This is a genomic window from Citrobacter sp. L55 (genome assembly GCF_002850715.1).
GTDB classification, from domain to species: Bacteria; Pseudomonadota; Gammaproteobacteria; order Enterobacterales; family Enterobacteriaceae; genus Citrobacter; species Citrobacter braakii.
Map to the genome: position 1 here is coordinate 305,604 of NZ_KZ559399.1, position 20,450 is coordinate 326,053.

At 54.4% G+C, this 20,450-nt stretch carries 19 protein-coding genes and 1 pseudogene; 10 read left to right on the plus strand and 10 right to left on the minus strand.

Going from position 1 to position 20,450, the window contains the following annotated elements; translation table 11 throughout:
• Positions 1–29: 29 nt before the first annotated feature.
• Together B9P82_RS01490 and B9P82_RS01495 are read right to left on the minus strand one after the other, a co-directional pair.
• Entirely contained in the window at positions 30–782 is a 753-nt protein-coding gene (locus B9P82_RS01490; RefSeq protein WP_101699845.1) for a prepilin-type N-terminal cleavage/methylation domain-containing protein, read from the minus strand.
• Between the two features lie 570 nt (positions 783–1,352).
• Positions 1,353–2,636 carry a putative acyl-CoA thioester hydrolase gene (locus tag B9P82_RS01495; protein WP_101700005.1) on the minus strand — a complete coding sequence of 428 codons (1,284 nt, stop codon included), beginning with the start codon at positions 2,634–2,636 and terminating at the stop codon, positions 1,353–1,355.
• Positions 2,637–2,859: 223 nt separating this feature from the next.
• Between B9P82_RS01495 and hutI the strand changes: the two genes are divergently transcribed.
• From hutI to hutH, 5 genes are all read left to right on the plus strand, one after another.
• Positions 2,860–4,083 carry an imidazolonepropionase gene (gene hutI, locus B9P82_RS01500; RefSeq protein ID WP_101699846.1) on the plus strand — a complete coding sequence of 408 codons (1,224 nt, stop codon included), beginning with the start codon at positions 2,860–2,862 and terminating at the stop codon, positions 4,081–4,083.
• Positions 4,080–5,021 carry a formimidoylglutamase gene (gene hutG / locus B9P82_RS01505; RefSeq protein WP_101699847.1) on the plus strand — a complete coding sequence of 314 codons (942 nt, stop codon included), beginning with the start codon at positions 4,080–4,082 and terminating at the stop codon, positions 5,019–5,021. Before hutI ends, hutG begins: the two co-directional genes overlap by 4 nt.
• 87 nt (positions 5,022–5,108) lie before the next feature.
• Positions 5,109–5,828, plus strand: a complete 720-nt coding sequence (locus tag B9P82_RS01510) for a histidine utilization repressor (protein ID WP_016152334.1) — start codon at positions 5,109–5,111, stop codon at positions 5,826–5,828.
• A gap of 125 nt (positions 5,829–5,953) precedes the next feature.
• The gene (gene hutU / locus B9P82_RS01515; RefSeq protein WP_047415227.1) at positions 5,954–7,639 is read left to right on the plus strand and encodes a urocanate hydratase; all 1,686 of its coding nucleotides are present in this window, start codon (positions 5,954–5,956) and stop codon (positions 7,637–7,639) included.
• Between the two features lies 1 nt (position 7,640).
• A complete protein-coding gene (gene hutH, locus B9P82_RS01520) occupies positions 7,641–9,161 on the plus strand; it encodes a histidine ammonia-lyase (RefSeq protein WP_101699848.1) in 1,521 nt (506 codons plus the stop codon).
• Between the two features lie 56 nt (positions 9,162–9,217).
• Here the strand turns inward: hutH and B9P82_RS01525 are convergent, their stop codons facing one another.
• The 7 genes and pseudogenes from B9P82_RS01525 to bioA all read right to left on the minus strand — a co-directional run bounded on the left by B9P82_RS01525 (position 9,218) and on the right by bioA (position 13,206).
• The gene (locus tag B9P82_RS01525; RefSeq protein ID WP_080859034.1) at positions 9,218–9,694 is read right to left on the minus strand and encodes a kinase inhibitor; all 477 of its coding nucleotides are present in this window, start codon (positions 9,692–9,694) and stop codon (positions 9,218–9,220) included.
• A 99-nt stretch (positions 9,695–9,793) separates the two neighbouring features.
• A pseudogene (locus tag B9P82_RS28795) lies at positions 9,794–9,946 on the minus strand (phage tail protein); the annotation flags it as partial.
• On the minus strand, positions 9,915–10,175 hold the full coding sequence (locus B9P82_RS01535) for a hypothetical protein (protein ID WP_019076331.1): 261 nt from the start codon (positions 10,173–10,175) through the stop codon (positions 9,915–9,917). The pseudogene B9P82_RS28795 and the gene B9P82_RS01535, both read right to left, overlap by 32 nt.
• A 197-nt stretch (positions 10,176–10,372) precedes the next feature.
• The gene (locus B9P82_RS01540; protein ID WP_016156045.1) at positions 10,373–10,807 is read right to left on the minus strand and encodes a hypothetical protein; all 435 of its coding nucleotides are present in this window, start codon (positions 10,805–10,807) and stop codon (positions 10,373–10,375) included.
• Positions 10,804–11,160, minus strand: coding sequence for a tlde1 domain-containing protein (locus B9P82_RS01545; protein ID WP_101699849.1), 357 nt, complete (start codon positions 11,158–11,160; stop codon positions 10,804–10,806). The genes B9P82_RS01540 and B9P82_RS01545 overlap by 4 nt, the downstream gene beginning before the upstream one ends.
• A 10-nt stretch (positions 11,161–11,170) precedes the next feature.
• Positions 11,171–11,662 (minus strand): Hcp family type VI secretion system effector, encoded by a 492-nt coding sequence (locus B9P82_RS01550; protein WP_047415235.1) that lies wholly within the window; start codon positions 11,660–11,662, stop codon positions 11,171–11,173.
• Between the two features lie 254 nt (positions 11,663–11,916).
• Positions 11,917–13,206 carry an adenosylmethionine--8-amino-7-oxononanoate transaminase gene (bioA, locus tag B9P82_RS01555; RefSeq protein ID WP_101699850.1) on the minus strand — a complete coding sequence of 430 codons (1,290 nt, stop codon included), beginning with the start codon at positions 13,204–13,206 and terminating at the stop codon, positions 11,917–11,919.
• 76 nt (positions 13,207–13,282) lie between these two features.
• Between bioA and bioB the strand changes: the two genes are divergently transcribed.
• From bioB to bioD, 4 genes are read left to right on the plus strand one after another with little or no spacing between them, the layout of a single operon-like run.
• Positions 13,283–14,323: a biotin synthase BioB gene (gene bioB / locus B9P82_RS01560; protein WP_047501291.1), complete on the plus strand. Its 1,041-nt coding sequence runs from the start codon at positions 13,283–13,285 to the stop codon at positions 14,321–14,323.
• The gene (gene bioF, locus B9P82_RS01565; protein ID WP_101699851.1) at positions 14,320–15,477 is read left to right on the plus strand and encodes an 8-amino-7-oxononanoate synthase; all 1,158 of its coding nucleotides are present in this window, start codon (positions 14,320–14,322) and stop codon (positions 15,475–15,477) included. Before bioB ends, bioF begins: the two co-directional genes overlap by 4 nt.
• Complete coding sequence (gene bioC, locus B9P82_RS01570) at positions 15,461–16,216, plus strand: malonyl-ACP O-methyltransferase BioC (RefSeq protein ID WP_016156049.1); 756 nt, start codon at positions 15,461–15,463, stop codon at positions 16,214–16,216. Before bioF ends, bioC begins: the two co-directional genes overlap by 17 nt.
• Complete coding sequence (gene bioD, locus B9P82_RS01575) at positions 16,209–16,907, plus strand: dethiobiotin synthase (protein WP_101699852.1); 699 nt, start codon at positions 16,209–16,211, stop codon at positions 16,905–16,907. Before bioC ends, bioD begins: the two co-directional genes overlap by 8 nt.
• Here bioD and B9P82_RS01580 read toward each other — a convergent pair.
• Positions 16,873–17,595 carry an ATP-binding cassette domain-containing protein gene (locus B9P82_RS01580; protein WP_049282683.1) on the minus strand — a complete coding sequence of 241 codons (723 nt, stop codon included), beginning with the start codon at positions 17,593–17,595 and terminating at the stop codon, positions 16,873–16,875. The two genes, bioD and B9P82_RS01580, sit on opposite strands and share 35 nt — an antisense overlap.
• Positions 17,596–18,365: 770 nt before the next feature.
• On the opposite strand from B9P82_RS01580, the gene uvrB reads away from it, so the two are divergent.
• Positions 18,366–20,387 carry an excinuclease ABC subunit UvrB gene (gene uvrB / locus B9P82_RS01590; RefSeq protein ID WP_101699853.1) on the plus strand — a complete coding sequence of 674 codons (2,022 nt, stop codon included), beginning with the start codon at positions 18,366–18,368 and terminating at the stop codon, positions 20,385–20,387.
• The last annotated feature ends 63 nt before the right edge of the window (positions 20,388–20,450 follow it).

The following is a 20,450-nucleotide window of genomic DNA, read 5'->3' on the forward strand; positions in this document are numbered from 1 at the left end:
GGCAATTTATTAGAAAATAACGCTATAAATTAACGGCTACCGAGGATGACTGCGTTAGCAGAACCAGGGTCTGTACAGACAGAAGAACCCGTAATCACGTCCGGAGAGATGATATCACCAGCCAGTGTTTTAATGATCGGTGCAGCAGCCCCCACACCCATCAACAACTTCGCTGCTACAGCAGTACCAGCGTCAGCAGGAGGTGCTACAGCATAGGTACTCTGACTTCCAGCAGCAACAACCGCAGTTGCGACATAATCCCAGTTGCTAGCGGTCTGAGAAAGGAGATTACGACACTCCTCCTGACTTAAACCATTCACGGAAATATAGAAGCCTTTTGCTTTAGTATCAGTAGCATTAGCACCAATGCTTGCAGGCCCAATTTCAAATGGTTCATTGGAGAAACCGTTAAAAGCCTCACCCGTGGTCAGTTTACCCATTTTCAGCATGGTCATAACTGGCCCCTTGTATGTTGGGTTAGCTTCCGTTTTATCTTTATCCAACATAGCTTTAGTGATACCAGTCAGATCAGTAGACCCTGGATAACCGTTCGCATCACGATATACATCAGTCATCGATACGCGAATTGTGTTGGTATTATCAACAACATCGGTCATGTCCTGTGCAGCAAACGCACGCTGTGCCAAAATTACCACGCCCGCAGCAATAATACCGATAATGCCCAGAACGATAATAATTTCAAGTAGCGTTACGCCTTTCTGCTTTTTCAGCTCACGATACTGAGCCGCCTTTTTTTTCCATGAATGAATCATGCTTTTCATGTCTATCAATCCTTAGATATTGCTGGTTACTGAAAAATTAAAAATTAACTCCGCACTCACTGTGCCAAAACATTATATGCGGCATTTTTAAGAAAGCACCAGAAGCTAAAAGTTGTGACGGGATAATTAGGAAAAAGGGTGACTGGTCAGATGAGTTGTTTTTTGAATCATTTTCCAATATATATATTTTATATATAACAAATATCATAAGGTTTTTTTTTGAGTTATTTTTAGATTACGTTACGGTAATTTTCCTTTTCTGGAGAGTGATATATATTGATATGGTTAATATATTGAAATTAATATGGATTGGCTTTTATCTATTTTGGGTTAAAAATTGAGTTTAGCGGCTGGATAATATTTATCCAGTTAAGCGTTTCTGTAACTGACTTATGTTAGCGCCTGGGCTTGCCTTCATACAACTCGAATTATTTTGGCTATAAATAGATTGATTCACGCGATCGATTTCAAACCTGCGTTGGTGAAAATATGACCTGTGTGAAGAAAAGACGTTGAAAGCGGTGAAGGGGGCTGGCGGGAGTGTTCCCGCCAGCGGTTTGATGGCTGTGATTACTGCTTCGGTTCGGCAACCACTTTGCTACCGATACCGCGGTTGTTGTATTCCCACATACGGTTGAAGTTGGTGTCGTTCAGATTGCGCTGGATTTCACCTTTGTCATCTTGTGCACCGGTATTACCGGCAAAAGGACGCTTCGAGATAACGCTGTCAGCCCATGGTTTTGCCATGTTAAAGCCTTCGTTGATCACGCTGTCGCGGATAACGACCTGACCGTTTGTGTTTGAATCGACATCCAGCGAGCGGCCCAACTGTGCCACGCCATCACCACTCGCCGTGAAGCGGCTATTTGTGGCGAGGAAGCCGTAGTAGATGTTTGACTGCGTCGCTGGTGCAAACACATAGGCTTCTTGCTGCGTACGGGAGTTCACAACGCGGAAATCGGTGTTATCGAACACCACGGCGCCGCGACCGGAAACAATATCCACATCGCCTTCAATGTAGCTATTGGTTACCAAAGTACGCGGTTGACGATCGTTTTCCAGACGGTTTTGTACGCCGCTGTTAGTCACGAAAAACGTATTCTGGCGACCGAGGATGTTGACCTTATTGATCTGCACTTTATCGCCATCGGTACGTAGCGCAACGGCCGGGTGATTACCCGCATCAACGCTGTCACCCAGATTGTTTTCGATGGTCAGGTTCTGCAATTGCAGACCGTTATTTTGCGACCAGACGACGGCAGAACACATCACGCCAATATTTGTGCCGCGCTTGTTCTGGCAATTATCAAACATATACCACGCCGGTTTACCCGGCATGTATTTACCGCCCGGGTTCACCGTACGACGCCAGTCTGCGGTGCTCATGTCACCATCAATAGCCTGGCCAATTTTCACATCCAGCGGTTTTTCGCCCATACCGTACAGCGTCAGACTCCCCGTTGCTGCCGGGATATATACCGTGCCCTGATACTCGCCCGGCATAATCGCGATGTACTGACGTTTGTTAGTACGTTTGATGATTGCCGCATCAACCGCAGCCTGAATGCTGGTATGGGTGACGCCCTGAGTCCCAGCCGGGCCAACCACGAAGTCAGGCTGTGCAGGCAGAGAAATAGCAGAAGGGCTCCACGGCGCGGTGTTTGGCGTCAGCGCGGAAAAATAGTGTGCAGCAACGAAGTTATTCGCTTCATTGGCCGACAAGATCGGGCGCGAAGAGGTACCTGGCGCGGTCTGATCGGAAGGAATTTGATCGGGCGGCGTAGAGCTACAGGCGGTCAGCGTCACGCCAAAAGCCATTGCCAGCGCCAGACGGGAAACTGATGATATGTTCACAGGTTGCTCCGGGCTTTGAAAGTTATCCATTGAAGCCTGCTTTTTTATACTAAGTTGAGCGAAACGGGAAGGTTAAAAGGTAAAAAGTTGTTTTTATCGCCGTAATGCCCGGCGCGGAGAGTCCTTATATCACAAATACATAACAATTACGGTCCTTCAGGTTGACAACATCCGTATAATCAAAAATAAATGTCTATACAACCTATGACAAGTGGTGAGTCGAATGCAGCAATTCTTCCCTGATGATGTTATCTGGCGCAATGTTCGTCTGGCGACCATGGATCCCGAACGTAACACCCCGTATGGGCTGGTGGAGGGTCATGCGCTGATCGTCCGCCAGGGTAAGATTCGCGATATCGTCCCGGAGTCATCGCTCTATCTCACACATGACAATACCTTTGATATCCAGGGCAGGCTAATTACACCTGGCCTGATTGACTGTCATACGCATCTGGTCTTTGGTGGAAACCGCGCAGGTGAATGGGAGCAGCGGCTAAACGGTGTCTCCTACCAGCAGATAAGCGCCCAGGGTGGGGGTATCAATGCCACCGTATCAGCAACCCGCAGCGCCAGTGATGAGCAACTCTTACATCTAGCGCATCAGCGTATGGAACAGCTGATCAAAGAAGGCGTTACGTTGCTGGAAATAAAATCCGGTTACGGCCTGGATTTGCAGACAGAAGAGAAAATATTGCGCGTGGCAGCCGCGCTGGCGGCGGAGAATATCATTGAAATAAGCCCCACGCTGTTGGCTGCCCATGCGACTCCAGCAGAATATCGGGATGATCCTGACGGCTATATTACGCTGGTGTGCGAGACCATTTTGCCGCAGCTGTGGGAACAAGGACTGTTCGAGACCGTCGATCTGTTTTGTGAAAGCGTGGGTTTTTCGTTGGCGCAGAGCGAGCGAGTGTTTCAGGCCGCGCAGGCGTTGGGCATCCCGATTAAAGGCCATGTTGAACAGCTGTCATTGCTGGGTGGCGCACAGCTGGTAAGCCGCTACCACGGGTTATCCGCCGATCATATTGAATATCTCGATGAAGCGGGCGTAGCGGCGATGAGCCAAAGCGGTACGGTCGGCGTACTACTGCCCGGCGCATTCTATTTCCTTAAAGAGCAACAGCGTCCACCGGTGGCATTGCTGCGTCAGTATCAGGTACCGATGGCGGTGGCGACAGATTTTAACCCAGGTACCAGCCCGTTTATCAGCCTGCACTGGGCGATGAATATGGCCTGCGTTCAGTTTGGCTTAACGCCGGAAGAAGCATGGGCGGGCGTCACCCGTCATGCGGCCCGGGCGCTGGGACGTCATACCACTCATGGTCAATTGAAGGCCGGGTTTGTGGCCGATTTTGTGGTGTGGGATGCCACTCTCCCGGTCGAGATCCTGTATGAACCGGGGCGCAACCCGCTCTACCAACGCGTATTCAAAGGACAAATAGTATGACTCACTGGCAACCTGTTTCACCTGCGCTGTGGCAGGGACGTGATGATCGCGCCGAATCGCCGAATGCGCTGCGCCTGTTTCAGACTATCACGCTGAGCCCGACATTTAGCCCAGAAATGTATCGCGAGCAGATAGCGCTGCTCGGGTTTGCCTGCGACGAAGGCGTGAAACGTAATCAGGGCCGGACGGGAGCCGCCGGAGCGCCCGATGTGCTGCGCAAGGCGCTGGCGAATTTAGCCAGCCACGATGGGCATCATCGGCTGGTAGATCTGGGAAATATTGTGGCGCAGGCCCCCGATCTTGAGGGCGCGCAGCAGGCGCTACGCAATGCGGTGCAGCGCTGTCAGCAGGAGAATATACGTACCTTTGTTCTGGGGGGAGGACACGAAACCGCATTTGCGCACGGCGCAGGCGTGCTGGATGCGTTCCCGCAGGCGAAAGTGGGGATCGTCAACTTCGATGCGCACCTCGATTTGCGCCATGCCGATCAGGCTACTTCCGGTACACCGTTTCGCCAACTGGCGCAGCTTTGCGATGAACAGCAGCGTGAATTTCACTATGCCTGTATCGGCGTCAGTCGGGCGGCAAACACCCAGGCGTTATGGGATGAGGCGCAGCGGCTCGGTGTGACCGTGGTGGAGGATCTGTTCTGTGCAACGGCGCAGGCGCAGTTAGCGCAGTTTGTCGCCAACCTGGATGTTATCTATCTGACTATCGATCTCGACGTGCTGCCGGTGTGGGAAATGCCCGGCGTGTCGGCACCCGCTGCGCTGGGCGTACCGTTGGCGACGCTGCTGAGTCTGATTGAACCCCTGTGTCGTAGCGGTAAACTGCAGGCGGTGGATATGGTTGAATTTAATCCGCGCTTTGACGATGATGGCAGAGCGGCGCGCGTTGCGGCGAGATTAGGTTGGCAAATCGCGCACTGGTGGCACTGATATACCTGATGGCGTTGCGCTTATCAGGTTCGGGTAATGCCTGTAAACTGTACCCACTCACATTCTCAGCTTAAGGAAGGCTTACGCATGCTCCCATCCCGTTCTGCTCCGGCACCTTTTTACGAAAAGGTCAAACAGGAGATCAGCGAAAAGATTGCCAGCGGTATCTGGCAACCTCACGATCGCATTCCCTCTGAGGCGGAGCTGGTGGCGCAGTATGGTTTCAGCCGCATGACCATCAACCGGGCGCTGCGTGAGTTAACGGATGAAGGGTTACTGGTTCGCTTGCAGGGCGTAGGGACGTTTGTCGCCGAGCCGAAGGGCCAGTCTGCGCTATTTGAAATTCGCAGCATCGCGGATGAAATCAACGCCCGTCAGCATCAGCACCGCTGCGAGGTGATCACGCTTGAACGAACCCAGGCAAGCGCGCAGCAGGCTTTGGTGTTAAACGTCAAAGAAGGCACCTCCATTTTTCACTCTGTCATGGTGCACTACGAGAACGAACTGCCGGTGCAGATTGAAGATCGCTGCGTGAATGCCGAAATTGTGCCAGCGTATCTGGCGCAAGATTACAGCCAGACTACGCCGCATGCGTATCTGTCGCTGATAGCCCCTTTAACGGAAGGCGAGCATATTGTTGAAGCGGTCCGCGCCAGTGCCGAAGAGTGCGCGCTGCTGAATATCAAAGAACACGATCCCTGTCTGCTGATCCGCCGTAAAACCTGGTCTGCGTCATCCATTGTCTCTCATGCCCGTTTGCTCTTCCCGGGTTCCCGCTATCGTCTGCAAGGGCGGTTTATGTCCTGAAAAGCGTGATTGCTGCCGCAGTATAATAAAATTGTATCTTTTTTGTTAAAAGCACGCTTGCGACAACTTGTATAGACAAGTATATGTTACTTATCTGTCCGATCGTTCGCGAGGAGTGCTCTACCATGTCTCATAGCAAGTACCGTCAGCAGGATATTCGTGCCCCACGCGGCACCACGTTAACGGCCAAAAGCTGGCTGACCGAAGCGCCGCTGCGCATGTTAATGAACAACCTGGATCCCGAAGTGGCGGAAAATCCGCATGAGCTGGTGGTATACGGCGGGATTGGTCGCGCCGCGCGGGACTGGGAATGTTATGACGCCATCGTCAACGCGCTGACCAAACTGGAGACCGATGAGACCCTGCTGGTCCAGTCCGGTAAACCGGTTGGCGTTTTCAAAACCCATGACAATGCGCCGCGCGTGCTGATTGCCAACTCCAACCTGGTGCCACATTGGGCTACATGGGAACACTTCAACGAGCTGGACGCCAAAGGGCTGGCGATGTATGGCCAGATGACCGCCGGGAGCTGGATCTACATCGGCAGCCAGGGCATCGTGCAGGGGACTTATGAAACCTTCGTTGAGGCCGGGCGTCAGCATTATCAGGGTAACCTGAGCGGACGCTGGGTGCTGACCGCCGGGCTGGGCGGCATGGGGGGGGCGCAACCGTTAGCCGCAACGCTGGCAGGTGCTTGCTCGCTGAATATTGAGTGCCAGCAAAGCCGGATCGATTTCCGTCTGCGTACCCGCTACGTGGACGAGCAGGCGACATCGCTTGACGACGCGCTGGCACGTATCGAAAAGTACACCCGCGAGGGTAAAGCGGTCTCCATTGCGCTATGCGCTAACGCCGCCGACGTTGTGCCGGAACTGGTGAAGCGCGGTGTGCGCCCGGATATGGTCACTGACCAGACCAGCGCCCACGATCCGCTGCATGGTTATCTGCCGTCCGGCTGGAGCTGGGAAGCGTATCAGGCGAAAGCGGTGTCCGATCCGCAGGGCACGGTACAGGCGGCGAAACGCTCAATGGCAACGCACGTCGAGGCAATGCTGGCGTTCAGCAAAATGGGCGTGCCGACGTTTGATTACGGCAATAACATTCGCCAGATGGCCAAAGAGATGGGCGTGGAAAACGCCTTTGATTTCCCCGGTTTCGTCCCTGCTTATATTCGCCCTCTGTTCTGCCGCGGCATTGGCCCGTTCCGTTGGGTGGCGCTTTCCGGCGATCCGCAGGATATTTATAAAACGGATGCCAAAGTGAAAGAGATCGTGGCTGACGATAAACATCTGCACCACTGGCTGGATATGGCGCGTGAGCGGATTAACTTCCAGGGATTACCGGCGCGTATCTGCTGGGTCGGTCTGGAATGGCGTCAAAAACTGGGGCTGGCGTTTAATGAAATGGTGCGCAGCGGCGAAGTGTCTGCGCCGATTGTTATTGGCCGTGATCATCTGGATTCCGGCTCCGTCGCCAGCCCGAACCGCGAAACCGAAGCCATGCGTGACGGTTCTGATGCAGTATCCGACTGGCCGCTGCTGAACGCGCTGCTTAACACCGCCAGCGGTGCAACCTGGGTGTCACTGCATCACGGTGGCGGGGTAGGAATGGGCTTCTCCCAGCATGCCGGGATGGTGATTGTTTGCGATGGCACTGATGAAGCCGCAGCGCGTATCGCCCGGGTATTACATAACGATCCGGCTACCGGGGTGATGCGCCACGCCGACGCCGGGTATGACATTGCGGTGGAATGCGCCGTCGAAGAAGGGCTAAATTTGCCGATGGTCGCGGCGACGCAGGAGAAACGCTGATATGAACACCATGACATTAACGCCGGGTCATCTGAGTTTTGCGCAACTACGCGACATTTGGCAGCAGCCGGTCAAACTGAGCCTGGATGCCGGGGCGATTGATGCGATCAACGCAAGCGTCGCCTGCGTCAATAATATTGTCGCTGAAGGCCGTACGGCGTATGGCATTAATACCGGCTTTGGCCTGCTGGCTCAGACCCGTATCGCCACGGAAGATTTGCAGAATTTACAGCGTTCGCTGGTGCTTTCCCATGCGGCAGGCGTTGGTGAGGCGCTCGATGACGCGATGGTACGCCTGATTATGGTGCTGAAAATCAACAGCCTGGCGCGGGGTTTTTCGGGTATTCGTCTCAGCGTGATTGAAGCGCTGATTGCGCTGGTGAATGCCGGGGTGTATCCACTGATCCCGGCGAAAGGGTCAGTGGGCGCATCGGGCGACCTGGCACCGCTGGCGCATATGTCTCTGACGCTGCTGGGCGAAGGTAAAGCGCGCTGGCAGGGGGAATGGCTTCCGGCGACTGAAGCGCTGAAAAAGGCCGGGCTGGAGCCGATTACGCTGGAGGCGAAAGAAGGGCTGGCGCTGCTCAACGGTACCCAGGCTTCCACAGCCTTTGCGCTGCGCGGGTTAATTGAAGCCCAGGAGCTGTTCGCGTCTGCGACGGTGTGTGGGGCGCTGACCACCGAAGCGGTATTGGGCTCTCGTCGTCCGTTTGATGCCCGTATTCATGCCGCACGAGGACAGCGTGGGCAGATTGATGCCGCAACGCTGTACCGCCACGTGTTGACCGACACCAGCGCGCTTTCCCAGTCGCATCATAACTGTGAAAAAGTGCAGGATCCGTATTCTTTGCGCTGTCAGCCGCAGGTGATGGGGGCGTGCCTGACGCAAATGCGTCAGGTAATGGAGGTCTTGCTGGTAGAAGCCAACGCGGTTTCCGACAACCCGCTGGTGTTTGCCGAAGAGGGCGATGTCATTTCCGGCGGCAACTTCCATGCTGAACCGGTGGCGATGGCGGCAGATAATCTGGCGCTGGCGATTGCGGAAATCGGGGCGTTATCAGAGCGACGCATTGCGCTGATGATGGACAAACATATGTCGCAGTTGCCGCCGTTCCTGGTGAAAAACGGCGGGGTGAACTCCGGCTTTATGATTGCTCAGGTAACCGCGGCCGCGCTGGCGAGCGAGAACAAAGCGCTGGCGCATCCGCACAGCGTGGACAGCTTGCCGACCTCCGCCAACCAGGAAGATCATGTGTCTATGGCACCGGCAGCGGGCCGCAGGTTGTGGGAGATGGCAGCGAATACGCGCGGCGTGATTGCCGTGGAGTGGCTGGCGGCGTGTCAGGGGATTGACCTGCGTGAAGGGTTAACCTCAAGCCCGCTGCTGGAGCTGGCGCGCCAGGCTCTGCGCGAGCAGGTTGCCCACTATACGCAGGATCGCTTTTTTGCTCCGGATATTGAATGTGCAACCGAACTGTTAGCCCAGGGGACATTGTTGAAATTGTTGCCTGAATTTCTGTAGAGAAGCCTTGTTTAGTAGGCCGGATGCGGCGAAGCCGACATCCGGCACAACACAGCTTAACTGAACATCGCCGTAATCGAGGCGCTGGCGAGCGAGTGGAAGTGAACGTTAAAGCCAACCATCGCGCCGCTGGCGTCCTTATCGACATCAATACGCTCCACATCCAGCGCGTGAACCGTAAAGATATAGCGATGGGTTTCACCCTTCGGCGGCGCAGCACCACCATAACCTGCTTTCCCAAAATCCGTACGGGTCTGAATCACTCCATCCGGCAGCGCAACCAGCCCGGAGCCGAAGCCTTGCGTGAGTACGCGGGTATCTGCTGGCAGATTTACCACCACCCAGTGCCACCAGCCGGAGCCGGTTGGCGCATCAGGATCGTAGCAGGTCACGACAAAGCTTTTGGTCCCTGCTGGCACGTCATCCCACGCCAGATGCGGGGAAATATTATCCCCGTCATACCCCATGCCGTTAAAGACGTGGCGATGCGCAAGCTTTTCGCCATCGCGCAGATCGTTACTGATTAGTTTCATGCTGACTCCTCTCGTTAGCCAAAAAGTGTAGCCAGGAACCGTATGTAGCGTGGCGAAATATTCTGGACTGTTTTGCGTTCAATCAAGGGGGGCAAATCCGGTCTCGTGCAAACCAAGGTATGTGAGAATGTCGGCAATAGCGTTCTTGCTGATAATGTCACGACCAACAGAAGTTAAATCAGCCAGCGCTGCCTTATCCTCTCCGGTGAAGTAGGATACTTTATTCGCACTGGTGACCAGTCCAGCCAGTGCGGCATCGAGTAAACTCCAGATACTCCTTCTCGGCGGTATCAGGGAAAATCTGGCGAATAATCCAGCCCTGATAGGCGTAGAGATCGTCCGCCACGCCTGATACAGCATTAGCCCGGACGGCGTAGTCGCTGTCGCTGCTGGTGTCGACGTTCTCATCGGGTAGCGTGTTCTGAATATCGCGTAACTGGCGGTCGGTACTTTCCGCAACGGTCGGGACGGGAAATGTCATTTAATAATCCTTACTGGGTGCCGGAACGTGTGCGGCGTGCCAGTGCTGTCGGTTAAAACCCACTGCATGAGCGGTTATTGTGTGGTGTTGAGTATTCAGGGAGCGGCTGAGAGGGTTCAGCGCCTGAGCGCTTGCGGCACGAAAAATCAAAGGGAAGCGGAGGAAAGGACCCGGCCATATTGACCGGGTTAATTATCTTACTTAACCTGACGGGCGTTGTCTGCTTTCCATTCCTCATATGTTGCTTCGAGGAACCACAAGCAGCGAGCGCCCTTATCAGTGCTTAACAACGCAGGACGTGTCCGCTGATAAAAATCCTCAACGGTTGCTGGAGCTTCAACAGGCACTCCGCAGACAATATCAGTCCCGATCATGTGCGGCCATTTTCCCGCGTCAATGACGCTGAGCGCATCAAGAGCGCCGGTTGTATTTGCTGTTAGGGCAGCAGATAAAGCATCTTCCAGTTTAATGGCCTGCTTAACATCTGCCGCAGCCGCGAGTTCTGGCGTTTTATTCAGCCACGCTTGATCGCCCGCAGCCACGCCTTTCAGCGCATCGGGCCAGTTCACTTCGCCAGCTGCTGAAGTGGCCACAATAAACGGAAGTAGTAGCAACAATGCGAGCCGTTTCATCGTACAACCTCAAGCGGGCCGCCTTCACGTAAAATCCGGCGGCGCGTTGAGAGGGACATAATAATACAGCCCGCTGAGGCGAATCCTGCTGGCATACCCACGCGTTCTCCGTGAATGCGGAAATCAGTACGACCAAAAGATTCACCAGAGGTCTGCACAAGAATGATAGTATAAGGGCCTTTAGAGGATGAATGTCCGTTAATACTATATGTTCCACGCGGGATCGGCCCCATACTCCGGACATGCTGCCGGTCCGGGTTGTTCTTATTCGTCAGATTGCCAGAGTAGCCGGTCTCCACCAGTTCAGAACCGCTGTATAATTTGCATGTGCTCTGCTCATATTTCCATGCCATGACTGTCTCCTTACGCGGTTACGCGTTCCTTCCAACTGTCCGAGTGAATGATGTTACCGTCCGCGTAACGCCAGGTTATTTTCTCGTACATCAATTCCACGACGTCCAGATGATTACGCTTTTCACCGTACTGCGATTTAACGTCATACATAACTGGGCCTATGCTGATTACAGTTACGTTTTCCATCATCATGCTGAAGTATTCAACTTCCTGACCCGCATCATTGATGCGATAAAATTTCACTTCTGCCAATTTGAGCTTTTGCCCTGTGGTTACAGCCTTATACAGATAAGGCGTTGAAGCATCAGTTTCCTTGTCAAATGTGAATGGGGCATGTTGACGTGTTGCTGTCGCTTTGCCTGTGGCGGGGTCTGTTGGCAGCGATACACCATGATTCAGACCTAAAATCTCGATACTGCCCTCACGTCCATGAACATCGACGGAACCTTTGATATCAGCGCCGCCGTCATCTTTGAGCCATAAATAAGCTGGAATAGCCATTTTCTTAAAACTCCATTTAAGGAAAATCTCATAAAATCCTTTCACTTTAATCACTTACGTGACAAATTCACGCTATCGCTTACTAAATCACCCGTCAATTTTTGCTCAGCATCGACATAAAACGATTTGCAATTTCTTTGATGCAAATAAAAAAAGGCCGGAATAATCCGGCCTTCATGTCTAAATATTGTTACTTAATCAGTCATCGAATAATCCGGGCTGTTTCACTTTTCCACGTCCGGACCGGGCGCTGATTAATCGCTAAAAAATGTTGCACTGCGCACAGCCTCGTTTACGGCCTGGGTCAGACGATGCAACTGATCGGGCTGAATAATGTACGGCGGCATCAGATAGATCAGTTTGCCAAACGGTCGTACCCACACGCCCTGTTCAACAAAGAACTTCTGTAATGCCGCCATATTCACCGGATGCGTGGTTTCGATCACACCGATGGCGCCGAGTACACGCACGTCGGCTACCCAACTGGAGTCTGCCGCCGTGGCGAGTTCTGTCCGCAGTTGCGCTTCAATAGCCGCTACCTGTGAGCGCCACTCACCGGTTTCGAGTAACGACAGGCTGGCGGAGGCGACGGCGCAGGCCAGCGGATTACCCATAAAGGTTGGACCGTGCATGAAGCATCCAGCTTCACCGTTGCTGATGGTTTCCGCGACCTGACGCGTGGTCAGGGTGGCGGAAAGGGTCATGGTTCCGCCGGTTAACGCTTTGCCCAGACACAAAATGTCCGGGGTTATGTTGGCGTGTTCACAGGCAAAAAGCTTGCCTGTACGACCAAATCCCGTGGCGATTTCATCGGCAATCAGCAGGATCCCTTCACGGTCGCACATCTTACGGATGCGTTTTAACCATTCGGGATGATACATGCGCATGCCGCCAGCGCCCTGCACAATCGGCTCAAGGATCACCGCCGCAATCTCGTGGCGATGCGCGGCCATCAGGCGGGCAAAAGGCACCATATCCAGTTCGTCCCACTCGCCGTCCATGCGGCTTTGCGGGGCGGGCGCAAACAGGTTTTCCGGCAGATAACCCTTCCACAGACTGTGCATCGAGTTGTCGGGATCGCAGACCGACATCGCGCCGAAGGTATCGCCGTGATAACCGTTTCGAAATGTCAGGAAACGCTGACGGGATTCGCCTTTGGCTTGCCAGTATTGCAGCGCCATTTTCATTGCTACTTCTACGGCGACCGAACCTGAATCCGCGAGAAAAACGCACTCCAGCGCCTCTGGCGTCATCGCCACCAACTGGCGGCACAACGCAATGGCCGGGGCATGGGTAATGCCGCCAAACATCACATGTGACATGGCATCAATCTGCGTTTTCATCGCGGCGTTCAGCTGTGGGTGATTGTAACCGTGGATCGCCGCCCACCAGGACGACATGCCGTCTATCAGCTTCTCACCGCTGGCTAAAATCAGTTCGCAACCTTCGGCACGCGCCACCGGATAAACCGGTAACGGGGAGGTCATGGAGGTGTAAGGGTGCCAGATATGGCGTTGGTCAAACGCAAGATCGTCCGTTGTCATAATCGACTTGTAAACCAAATTAAAAAGATTTAGGTTTACGAGTCTACACCAAACTCATAACGAAACGTATACCAATATGGCTCATTCTTCTCGCTGGACAATGTCGCAAGTCACCGAATTATTTGATAAACCCCTGTTGGATCTGCTGTTTGAAGCGCAGCAGGTTCACCGTCAGCACTTCGATCCGCGGCAGGTTCAGGTCAGTACGCTGCTGTCGATTAAGACCGGTGCCTGCCCGGAAGACTGCAAATACTGCCCACAAAGCTCCCGCTATAAAACCGGTCTGGAAACTGAACGTTTGATGGAGGTTGAACAGGTACTGGACTCTGCGCGTAAAGCGAAACAGGCCGGTTCAACGCGGTTTTGCATGGGCGCGGCGTGGAAGAATCCACACGAACGCGACATGCCTTACCTGGAACAGATGGTTCAGGGCGTAAAAGAACTGGGGCTGGAAGCGTGTATGACGCTGGGTACGCTGAACGAAAATCAGGCCCAGCGGCTGGCCAATGCGGGTCTGGACTACTACAACCATAACCTCGATACCTCGCCGGAATTCTACGGCAATATCATCACAACCCGTTCGTACCAGGAGCGCCTGGATACGCTGGATAAAGTGCGTGAGGCGGGCATTAAAGTTTGCTCCGGCGGGATTGTGGGACTGGGGGAAACGGTGACCGACCGCGCGGGTCTGTTGCTGCAATTAGCGAATCTGCCAACGCCGCCAGAAAGCGTGCCGATCAACATGCTGGTGAAAGTGAAAGGCACGCCGCTTGCCGATAACGACGATGTGGATGCCTTTGATTTTATTCGTACTATCGCCGTGGCGCGGATCATGATGCCGACTTCATATGTCCGTCTTTCAGCCGGACGCGAGCAGATGAACGAACAAACCCAGGCGATGTGCTTTATGGCCGGAGCTAACTCGATTTTCTACGGCTGCAAACTGCTGACCACGCCGAACCCGAACGAAGATAAGGATTTGCTGTTGTTTCGCAAGCTGGGTCTCAATCCGCAGCAAACGGCGGTGCTGGCAGGCGATAACGAACAGCAGCAACGCCTGGAACAGGCGCTGCGTACCCCGGATACCGACGAATACTACAACGCGGCAACCGTATGACCTGGCAGCAAAAAATAGACGATGCGTTAACGGCGCGTCGTCGTGCTGATGCGTTGCGTCGGCGCTATGCGGTGACGCAGGGCGCCGGTCGCTGGCTGCAGGCCGACGGTCGCCAGTACCTGAACTTTTCCAGCAACGACTACCTTGGCTTAAGCCACCATCCGCATATTATCTGCGCGTGGCAGCAAGGCGCTGAGCGTTTTGGCGTCGGCAGCGGCGGCTCGGGTCATGTCAGCGGTTATTCCGTTGCTCATCAGGCGCTGGAAGATGAGCTGGCGCAATGGCTCGGCTATTCACGGGCGCTGTTGTTTATCTCCGGTTTTGCCGCTAATCAGGCGGTCATTGCCGCGCTGATGGGCAAAGAGGACAGGATTGTTGCTGACCGGCTCAGCCATGCCTCACTGCTGGAGGCTGCCAGCCTTAGCCCTGCCGTGCTACGTCGCTTTCCCCATAACGATCCGCAACATCTGGAACGTCTGCTGACTACCCCCTGTCCGGGGCAACAACTCGTGGTCACTGAAGGGGTGTTCAGCATGGATGGCGATAGCGCACCGCTGGCGGAAATTCACGCGGTGGCAGAGCAGCAGGGCGCGTGGTTGCTGGTGGATGATGCGCACGGGATTGGCGTCAGCGGTGAGGAAGGGCGCGGTTCGTGCTCCCGACAGCAGGTGAAACCCGAGCTGTTAGTGGTGACGTTTGGCAAAGGTTTTGGCGTCAGCGGCGCGGCAATCCTGTGCTCAGACAGCGTGGCCGATTATCTGCTGCAGTTTGCCCGTCATCTGATCTACAGCACCAGTATGCCTCCTGCGCAGGCCCAGGCCTTGCGCGCCGCGCTGGAGGTGATCCGCAGCCGCGAAGGCGATGAGCGAAGAGAAAAACTGGCGATGCTGATCCAGCGTTTTCGCGCTGGGGTGAATACGCCGGACTTAACGCTGGTGCAGTCAGACAGCGCCATTCAGCCACTGATCGTGGGCGACAATCATAAAGCCTTGCAGCTGGCGGAGGCATTACGTCAACAGGGATGCTGGGTGACGGCTATTCGCCCACCGACGGTGCCGGTTGGTACGGCCAGGCTGCGGCTTACGCTGACCCAGGCGCATGAAGTCCAGGATATCGATCGCTTACTGGAGGTGCTGCATGGCGCAGGTCAATAAGCAGGCGATTGCTGCCGCGTTTGGTCGCGCGGCTACTCACTATGAGCAACACGCGGAACTCCAGCGTCAGAGCGCCGATGCGTTACTGGCGCGACTCGATGGTCGGGCATTCTCTCAGGTTTTAGATGCGGGCTGCGGGCCTGGGCGTATGAGTCGTTACTGGCGGGAGCAGGGGAGCGAGGTCTGCGCGCTGGATCTGTCGGCGCAAATGCTGACTGAAGCGCAGCGTCACGATGTCGCCCACCGCTATTTGCTGGCGGATATTGAAGCCATTCCGCAGGCTGCTGCTACTTTCGACCTGGCCTGGAGCAATCTGGCCGTACAGTGGTGCAGCGATCTGCGCGGCGCGTTACGCGAGCTTTACCGGGTGGTGCGTCCTGGCGGGACGGTGGCGTTTAGTACCCTGGCGCAGGGGTCAATGCCGGAACTTCGTCAGGCGTGGCGAGCGGTTGATGAGCGGGAGCACGCCAATCGTTTTTTGCCCGTGGAGCAACTGGAAAACGCCCTGCATGGGTGGGACGTTGAATACCAGTCTCATGCCGTCACGCTGTGGTTTGACGATGCGCTGAGCGCCATGCGCTCGCTGAAGGGCATTGGCGCGACGCATTTGCATGATGGCCGCGAGCCGCGCGTACTGACCCGCTCACAGCTGCGCCAGCTACAGCTAGCCTGGCCCTGCCAGCAGGGGAAATATCCGCTGACCTATCATCTATTTTTGGGAGTGATTCAACGTGACTAACACTTTTTTTGTCACCGGGACGGATACCGAAGTGGGGAAAACTATCGCCAGCTGCGCGTTGCTACAGGCGGCGGGGCAGAGGGGATTGCGAACCGTCGGCTATAAGCCAGTGGCGTCGGGCAGTGAAATGACGGTTGAAGGTCTGCGCAATAGCGATGCCCTGGCATTACAGCGCAACAGTGTTGTGACGGTGGACTATGCGGCTATCAACCCCTATACCTTCGCGGAACCTACCTCACCGCATATCATCAGCGCGGACGAAGGTCGCCCCATTCAGGCCTCTGTAATGTCTGCGGGTTTACGCGCGCTGGAACAACAGGCTGACTGGGTGCTGGTGGAAGGTGCCGGCGGGTGGTTTACGCCGCTTTCGCCAACGCTGAGTTTTGCTGACTGGGTGAAAACAGAGCAGCTGCCGGTTATTCTGGTGGTTGGCGTTAAGCTCGGCTGCATCAACCACGCTGTGCTGACCGCCCAGGCGGTGCAGCAGGCCGGACTGACGCTTGCCGGATGGGTCGCCAATGATGTGACGCCACCTGGCAAGCGTCATGCTGAATATATGGCAACGCTCAGGCGTGTGCTTGCGGCTCCGCTGCTGGGGGAGATTCCCTGGCTGGCAGAAGAGCCGGAGCGGGCATCAACAGGACGTTATATCGATCTTAGCGTTTTGTCTGTGGCGTCACCCAGTCGTTGATTAGCGGGTTGCTGAGCTGTGTGATTTGCCCCTGAGCCACGTTGCGCCCACGGTGTAACAGGCAGTAGCAGTCAGCGACCCGACGAATAAACGGCAGGCTCTGCTCCGCGAGCATTATGGCGATGCCGAGCTCCTGGCTTAACCTTACAACCAGGTTCCCCAGTTTGTGGATATATGCCTGGCCACTTCCCCGCGTGGGCTCATCGAGGATCAGCAGGCGCGGGCGTGTGACCAGCGCGCTGGCGAGCGCAAGCTGGTGCTGATCATCTTCCGATAATGCCGCCCCTTTGGCCTGACGCAGTACGAACAACTGTGGAAACAGGCGGTAAATATCACTGCTGTTCATCGTTTCGCTTTCCTCAACCGCCTGGCGCGCAATATGCAGATTTTCCTCTACCGTCAATTGCGAAAAAATCCGTCTCTCTTGTGAAACGTAGTTAATGCCCAGCGCGATGCGATTTGCCGCCGGAATGGGACTCAGGTCGCGCGGCGGCGCGCCAGCCTGATGCCAGAACATGGTGCCGCTTTCGATCGGTAAATTGCCGATAATGCAATTGGTCAGCGTAGTCTTTCCCATCCCTGGAAGCCCCAGCACACCGGTACATTTACCGGGCAGCAGGTCGAGATCCACATCCCATAGGGAGTGTTGATTACCGTAATAATGATTCACTGCGCGAAGACTCAACATAGATTCCTCCAGCATGATGCTATCCGCCCCACGTACAGGTCGTCGGAAGAAAATTGCAATTCTCTTGCCAGAAGAGGGATTGGGGTCAAAAAACAGCAGGAGAGTGTGCCGCGCAGGCGGTAACGTCTGGCTGGCCGGAGGGCTGGCGTTGTTTTGTGCACATTGCCAGTGCCTGGCGGTGTCGTAATGGTGCAGGCAAGAAAATGATGAAAATGCGAGCAAGATCCCGGCCATTCCAGGCCGCTTCGTTAGCTGATAAATATCAAAAAATAGCGATAAATTTTTTTTATCCCTCCGGAAAAGGGAGTGAGGGCGTTTTTGCCAGGCTACAGTCCATACGGGCTGGAGGCAGTTATCCACTATTCCTGTGGATAACCTTGTGTATTAGAGTTAGAAAACACAATGTAAGCGAGAGAAGACGCGGCCTGCGACTAAATTGATGCGAAAGAAGGCTCGGGATAATAGTCATTAAATTACAGAATGTTAGATAAAATCAATGGCTGTCGCAGAAGTGTCATGCGTTGCCACAAAACTTTCATCGGGCGGCTTGACAAATGTTAAAAAAGTCATTGCTTTGGGGATAACACGTTTTTGCTGGTGTTTTATCTTGTCTGAGGCCAAATTTTAGCCTGCGGTCACGGTCATTCTGATGGCGTATCAGAAATATTCTGGTGCGTTACTGTTTTTTCATCCAGTATATTTTACTGGCAAAATATACGACTGCGAGTAAAATTACACACCTGCCCGCCCATTGCTTCAGGTAGCTGCTCATGAGTAAACCGTTCAAACTAAATTCCGCTTTTAAACCCTCTGGCGATCAGCCTGAGGCTATTCGCCGTCTGGAAGAAGGGCTGGAGGATGGTCTGGCGCATCAGACGCTGCTGGGGGTGACGGGCTCGGGGAAGACATTCACCATCGCTAACGTAATTGCGGACTTGCAGCGGCCTACCATGGTGCTGGCTCCCAATAAGACGCTGGCCGCGCAGTTGTACGGTGAGATGAAAGAGTTCTTCCCGGATAACGCGGTGGAGTATTTCGTCTCCTACTACGACTATTATCAACCGGAAGCCTACGTTCCAAGTTCTGACACCTTCATCGAGAAGGATGCCTCGGTTAACGAACATATTGAGCAGATGCGTCTGTCGGCGACCAAAGCGCTGCTGGAACGTCGGGATGTCGTTGTCGTCGCGTCAGTTTCCGCTATCTATGGTTTGGGCGATCCGGATCTGTATCTGAAAATGATGCTGCATCTGACGGTAGGGATGATTATCGACCAGCGTGCGATCCTGCGCCGCCTGGCGGAACTGCAATATACCCGCAACGATCAGGCATTTCAGCGCGGAACCTTCCGCGTGCGTGGTGAAGTGATCGACATTTTCCCGGCTGAATCCGACGACATCGCGCTGCGCGTGGAACTGTTTGATGAAGAGGTCGAACGTTTATCGCTGTTTGACCCGCTTACCGGGCAGGTTGAATCCACGATTTCGCGCTACACCATCTATCCTAAAACGCACTACGTGACGCCGCGCGAACGTATCGTGCAGGCGATGGAAGAAATCAAAGTTGAGCTGGCAGAACGGCGCAAGGTCCTGCTGGCAAATAACAAACTGCTGGAAGAACAGCGGCTAAGTCAGCGTACGCAGTTCGATCTGGAAATGATGAACGAGCTGGGTTACTGCTCGGGGATTGAAAACTACTCCCGCTATCTGTCCGGGCGTGGCCCCGGCGAGCCGCCGCCGACGCTGTTTGATTACCTGCCTGCCGACGGCCTGCTGGTGGTGGATGAATCCCACGTCACTATCCCGCAAATTGGCGGTATGTATCGTGGTGACCGGGCGCGTAAAGAGACTCTGGTCGAATACGGATTCCGTCTGCCGTCGGCGCTGGATAACCGTCCGCTTAAATTTGGAGAGTTTGAAGCGCTGGCCCCGCAGACCATCTACGTCTCAGCGACGCCGGGCAACTATGAGCTGGAGAAATCCGGTGATGACGTCGTCGATCAGGTAGTACGACCGACCGGCCTGCTGGATCCAATCATTGAGGTACGCCCGGTGGCGACGCAGGTTGACGATCTGCTGTCTGAGATCCGCATCCGTGCGGCGATTAACGAACGTGTGCTGGTCACTACGCTCACGAAACGGATGGCAGAGGATCTCACCGAATACCTCGAAGAGCACGGTGAGCGGGTGCGCTATCTGCACTCAGACATCGATACCGTGGAACGTATGGAAATCATTCGTGACCTGCGTCTGGGCGAGTTTGACGTGCTGGTGGGTATCAACCTGTTACGTGAGGGTCTGGACATGCCTGAGGTCTCACTGGTGGCGATTCTGGACGCAGACAAAGAAGGGTTCCTGCGTTCTGAACGTTCGCTTATTCAGACCATCGGTCGTGCGGCGCGTAATATCAACGGGAAGGCTATTCTCTACGGCGACAAAATTACCGCCTCAATGGCTAAGGCGATAGGTGAAACTGAACGCCGTCGTGAGAAACAGCAGCTCTACAACGAAGAACACGGTATTACGCCGCAGGGGCTGAACAAGAAAGTGGTCGATATTCTGGCGCTGGGTCAGAATATTGCGAAGACTAAGGCGAAAGGCAAAGGGAAGTCTCGCGCAGGCGCGAAGTCTGAAATTGTCGAACTGGATATGACGCCAAAAGCGCTGCAGCAGAAGATTCATGAGCTGGAAGGGCAGATGATGCAGCATGCGCAGAATCTTGAATTTGAAGAGGCTGCGACAATCCGCGACCAGTTGCATCAGTTGCGCGAGTTGTTTATCGCGGCATCGTAAGATTGTTTCCGTTTTCCAATTCGCCATCGCGTAAATGCCATGGCGATTGGAAAAATACAGAAT